This window comes from Kitasatospora sp. NPDC059747, from assembly GCF_042732955.1.
Taxonomy (GTDB): Bacteria; Actinomycetota; Actinomycetes; order Streptomycetales; family Streptomycetaceae; genus Kitasatospora.
In genome coordinates this window covers 30,480-35,432 of the sequence record NZ_JBHWGV010000029.1, presented here as the reverse complement: position 1 = coordinate 35,432, position 4,953 = coordinate 30,480, and the positions used below count along the sequence as shown (strand labels likewise).

The window sequence follows — 4,953 nt, the reverse complement described above, 5'->3', positions numbered from 1 at the left end:
ACCCCGCGTCTTTCTTCTGGGTTGTGTTTGTCTCCACCCCGCCCTGCCCCCGGCCGCCCCCCCCGTGGGGTTTCACCCCCCCCCCCGCCCCTGTGCGTCCGGCGGGTCAGCGGACGGTGGGCAGCAGGTCGTCGGTGGTCTGGGCGGGGCGCAGGAGTTCGAAGTGCACGGTGCCGTCGGGGTCGACGGTGAAGCCGTGGACGGCGGGTTCGGGCAGGCTGTTGTACTGGAAGTGGGTGGTCGCGTAGTACGCGCCGGTGTCGAGGAGGGCGACGAGGTCGCCGGGTTCCAGGAGGGGCAGCGGCCGGGCGCGGGCGACGAGGTCGCCGGCGAAGCAGCAGGGGCCGGCGATGTCCTGGGGGACGGGGTCGCCGTGCTTGGCGGCGCCGGAGGGGTGGTGGGCGGTGATGCGCAGCGGCCAGGCTTCGGGCATGAAGACGGTGCGGGTGGCGACCTGGGCGCCGGCGTGGGTGAGGGCGATGTGCCGGCCGCCGGCGGTCTTGGTGTACTCGACGTGGGCGGCGATGAAGCCGTTCTTGGCGAGCAGGGAGCGGCCGAACTCGGTGACCACCCGGAATCCGCCGCCGAACAGGGCGGGGGCGTGGGCGCGCAGCCGCTCCGCGTAGGCGGCGTAGGTGGGGTCGGTGGTGTCGTCGGTGAAGTTGACGGGCAGTCCGCCGCCGATGTCGATGCCGGTGATCCGGCGTCGTCCGAGTGCGTCGTTGACGTGTTCGGCGAAGGCGACGGCCTTGGCGACGCCGTCGGCCATGAGGTCCGGCGGGCAGCCCTGGGAGCCGACGTGGACGTGGATCCAGGTGAGCCAGGGGTGTGCGCGGTAGGCGGCGAGGAGGCGTTCGGCGTTGCCGTCGTCGGCGAGCGGGATGCCGAACTTGGAGGTGGCGGTGGCGGTGGACATCGCGCCGATCGTGCCGCCGCCGATCTGCGGGTTGATCCTGATGCCGAGGCGGGAGCGGGAGGGGCGGGTGCGCAGGAGGGCGTCGACGCGGTCGAGTTCCTGCCAGTTGTCGATGTTGACCGCGGCGCCGAGTTCCAGGGCGCGGGCGAGTTCGCCGCGGGTCTTGGCCGGGGAGTCGTAGACGATCCGCGCGGGGTCGAAGCCGGCCGCGAGCGCCTGGGCGAACTCGCCGGGGCTGGCGACCTCGCAGCCCATGCCGAGGTGGCGCAGCCGTTCGAGGAGCGGGACGAGGCAGTTGGCCTTGGCCGCGAAGGTGTGCAGTGCGTGGACGGAGTCGGGGAAGGCCCGGTGCAGGGCGGTGACGCTCGCCTCGACGCCGTCGAGGTCGACGAAGGCGGCGAGCAGGGCCTGTTCGGGGTCGAGGAGTTTGCGCTGGACGGCTTCCCGCAGGACGCGTTCGCGGCGGGCGGCCGAGGGGTGGTCGGGTGACTGTCGGGTCGTCATGGTGCCCTGCTCCGCTGGGTGTCGTCGGTGGGGCCCGGGAGGGTTCGCGGGGGCCTGGGTCCAGGCTGCCGGGCGCCGGGGGGCCGTGTCTTCGTCCCACGGCGCGGATGTGCGGGGTGCGGGCCGTGTCGTGGCCGGGGGCGGCGGGCGGGGGGGGGGGGGGGGGGTGGGGGCCGGGGGGGGGGGGGGGGGGGGCCGCCCCTTTGGTGCGGGGCGACGGTTCGGGGGCGGTTTCGCCGTGCCGTGCGACGGAACCGGCGGGGCGGGCTCAGCGCCGGGGATCCGTCAGCCGCAGGTACAGGTGGGCGAGCAGCCTGGCGTCGGGGTCGTCCAGGTCGATGCCGCAGACCTTCTTCACCTTCTCCAGGCGGTAGCGGAAGGTGCCGGCGGGCACGTTGAGGGCGCGTGCGGCCTTGGCGCCGTCCCGGGAGTGCTCCAGGTAGGCGCGCAGCGTGTCGAGCAGCACGTGTTCGCCGGTGCGGGTGGCGTGTGCCTCCAATCGCTGTACGGAGCTGTCCGGCGGTGCCGCGTCGCGCAGGGTGTCCAGGGCGTGCAGCAGGGCGACGGTGTCGGGCAGGTCCGCCACGGAGGCGAAGGCCCGGGCGGCGGCCTGGGCGGAGCGGGCGAAGAGCAGGGCGCGCAGGGCGAGGTCGGCGGTGCGGCGGGATTCGGCGGCCAGGTCGAGTCGGTCCCGGACCTCGCCGATGCCGATGCGCACGGGGTGGGCGGGGTCCTGGGACAGTTCCCGTGCGAGGGAGTCGGCGAGGCGGGTGAGCTGTGCGGCGGCCCGTCGCGGGTCCCGGTCCAGGCCGCCGAGCAGGACCCGGGCGCCGTCGGGGGAGGCCGTGGCGAGCGCGTGGTGGCCCTGTCCCGTGCAGTGTCCGGCCGCCGTGCGGGCGAGCCGGCCGTCGGCGGGGGCGGTGGCGGCGGCAGCGGACGAAGCGGCGATGGCCAGTACGGCGCACGGCTGCGCCGGGGGCAGTCCGGTGCGGGCCGGCGCGTCGGCCGAGCCCCGGCCGTCCAGCAGGGCGCGGGCGGCTTCCAGGACCTGCTCGCGCTGTCCGGCGCGGCGCACCCGGTCGTGCAGGAGGTGGGCGGCGGCGACGCGGGCGGCGGCCTGGAGGGCGTCGGAGACGGTGGGCGGCAGGGGGCGGTCGGTCGGTGCGACCCAGATCGAGCCGAGGATCTCCTCGCCGGCGCGGACCGCGATGGCCGCGCGCTCGGGGACGTCCCCGTGCGGGCGGCGGTGGAGCGCGCCCGGGGTGGTGCGCAGCCGGTGGAAGAAGCCGTTCTTGCGCATCGCCTCGACCCGGTCGGGCGGTACCCGGTGGGTGAGGATCGTGTCCCGGCGGATGTCGTCGACGTCCTTGTTGTTCGAGGAGTAGGCGAGGACGCGGGAGTGCGGGCTCTCGATGGTCACCGCCCCGCCCACCAGGGGGGCCAGCGCCTCGGCGAGCGCGTCCAGGTCGCCGAGCGGCACGGTGGTGGCCTCCGGTTCGCCGGCCACCTCCAGTGCGGCGCGCAGGGCCGCGATCAGCTGGGCCCAGTCGACCCAGCTGTGGCGGAAGAGCAGTGCCGCCCCGGCCTCGGCCGCGGCGGCGCGCAGCGCGCCGTTCGGCGGGCCGGCGCCCTCGTCGCGGAAGACGACGCCCGCGGCGCCGTCGCGTCCGGCCGCCCGGACCAGGGCGAGGGCCTGCTCGGAGCGGGGGTCGACGCGGACGGCGACGAGCAGGTCGCCGCGGCCGGCGCCCGGTTCGGGCCGGTCGAAGACGTCGAGGCCGAGGACGGGGACGTCCTGCCCCAGCGGGGCGAGGCACAGCTCGACCACCGCCTCCGTCAGGAGCAGCAGCCCGTGCAGCGTCCGCTCGGGTGCCGTGGTGCCGGTCGACGTCGACGGCTGCTCCGGCATGGGCCGCCCCTCCCCCGCGGTGCGTGGCCGCCGGCCCGGGCCGAGCCGGCGTGCTGGGCGGACAAGCGTACTCGCCGCCGCGGGGTCGGGAAGGGGCGACATGAGGCCGGGAAGGGCTGACGCGGGGCCGGGAAGGGCCGACGTGGTGTCAGCGGTTCGGGCCGGACCCCGCCGCGGTGATCCGGTACATCACGGCGCCGTGAGCCGGCACCTCGGCGGCGATGGCGTCCGCGGTCTCGCCGGTGGTGTGTTCCCAGAGGTCGCGCAGGACGTAGTGGTCGGCGGCGGGCAGGCCGACGGCGTACGCGGTCGTGGAGATGACGGCGCGTTCGGCGTTCTCGTTGAAGAGCGTGACGGCCACGGAGCCGTCGGCGAGGGGTTTGGCCAGGACGTCGAGGCCGTTGGCCATGGTGACCGGCCGGCCCTGCTTGCCGAGCGGGTCCTGGTCCACGGCGATGACGTCGGTGTTGCCGAGGATCGCCATGGTCCCGGGGGTGGCCCTGGTCAGGTCGGTGCCGGCGAGCAGCGGGGCGGCCATGGCGGCCCAGAGCGAGAAGTGGGCGCGGTCCTCGTCGGCCGTCATGCCGTTGCCGACCTCCAGTGCGTCGGGGTCGTTCCACGCGCCCGGCCGGGCGCGGTCCGCGAGCTGGACGTTGACGTGGAAGATCTCCAGCATCCGGCTGTAGGTGGGTCTGATGTCGTCGGTGGTCCGCCACAGCTGCCCGATCTCGGCGCCCCAGTCGGCGACGTCCTGTTCGCCCCAGTTGCAGAGGCTGTAGACGATGGGGCGGCCGGTGCGGGCCAGGGCGTCGCCCATCGTCCGGTAGCGCTCGCGGGCCGGGGTCGGCTGGTTGCCGGGGCAGCTGTCGTACTTCAGGTAGTCGACGCCCCAGGAGGCGAAGGAGTCCGCGTCCTGCTGCTCGTGGCCGAGGCTGCCGGGGTAGTGCGCGCAGGTCTCCACGCCGGCGCTCTCGTAGATGCCGAGTTTGAGGCCCCTGGCGTGGACGTAGTCGGCCACGCCCGCGATGCCGTGCGGGAACTTGACCGGGTCCGGCACGAGGTGCCCGTCGGGGCTGCGCTCGTGGGTCATCCAGCAGTCGTCGATGTTGACGTACTCGTAGCCGGCCGCCTTCAGGCCGGTGGCGACGATCGTGTCGACGGTCCGCTCGACGAGCTGCTCGCCGACCTCGCAGCGGAAGGCGTTCCAGTCGTTCCAGCCCATGGGCGGGGTGAGGGCCAGGGCGGCACCGGCCGGCGCCGCGGCCGGGGCCGCGGCCGGGGCCGGCGTCGGCGTCGGGACCGGCGCTGCGGCCGTCGGGGCGACGGCGAAGGGTGCCACGCTCAGCACGGCCGCGAGCGCCGTGGCCCAGAGTTTGCGCATCGTTCCTCCAGTGGGGCGGAGAGCAGCGAGGTGAGTGCTGCGGAAGGGAACTGATGCTTCGAAATCTGCGGACGCCGGAGGGACGTCAACCGCGGATGCCCCCATGACCACTCGAACGTGTCGGCCGCAGGTCCGGGCGGGCCGGGGGGGGGGGGCGGCCCGAGTGGGGTGGGGGAGAGGGGGGGGGGGGGGGGGGGCGAACACACCCAGAGGAAAACAAACAACACGCAGAAACCAACGAGG

Annotated in this window: 3 protein-coding genes; all 3 read right to left on the bottom strand. The window is 75.1% G+C overall.

All coding sequences use genetic code 11. From position 1 onward, the window contains the following. Positions 1 to 106: 106 nt before the first annotated feature. The 3 genes from ACFV4G_RS15410 to ACFV4G_RS15400 all read right to left on the bottom strand — a co-directional run bounded on the left by ACFV4G_RS15410 (position 107) and on the right by ACFV4G_RS15400 (position 4,710). On the bottom strand, positions 107 to 1,420 hold the full coding sequence (locus ACFV4G_RS15410) for a diaminopimelate decarboxylase (RefSeq protein ID WP_380440374.1): 1,314 nt from the start codon (positions 1,418 to 1,420) through the stop codon (positions 107 to 109). Positions 1,421 to 1,688: 268 nt separating this feature from the next. Then, entirely contained in the window at positions 1,689 to 3,329 is a 1,641-nt protein-coding gene (locus ACFV4G_RS15405) for a PucR family transcriptional regulator (protein WP_380440372.1), read from the bottom strand. A 148-nt stretch (positions 3,330 to 3,477) separates the two neighbouring features. Beyond that, positions 3,478 to 4,710: a glycoside hydrolase family 27 protein gene (locus ACFV4G_RS15400; RefSeq protein ID WP_380440370.1), complete on the bottom strand. Its 1,233-nt coding sequence runs from the start codon at positions 4,708 to 4,710 to the stop codon at positions 3,478 to 3,480. Positions 4,711 to 4,953 lie beyond the last annotated feature (243 nt).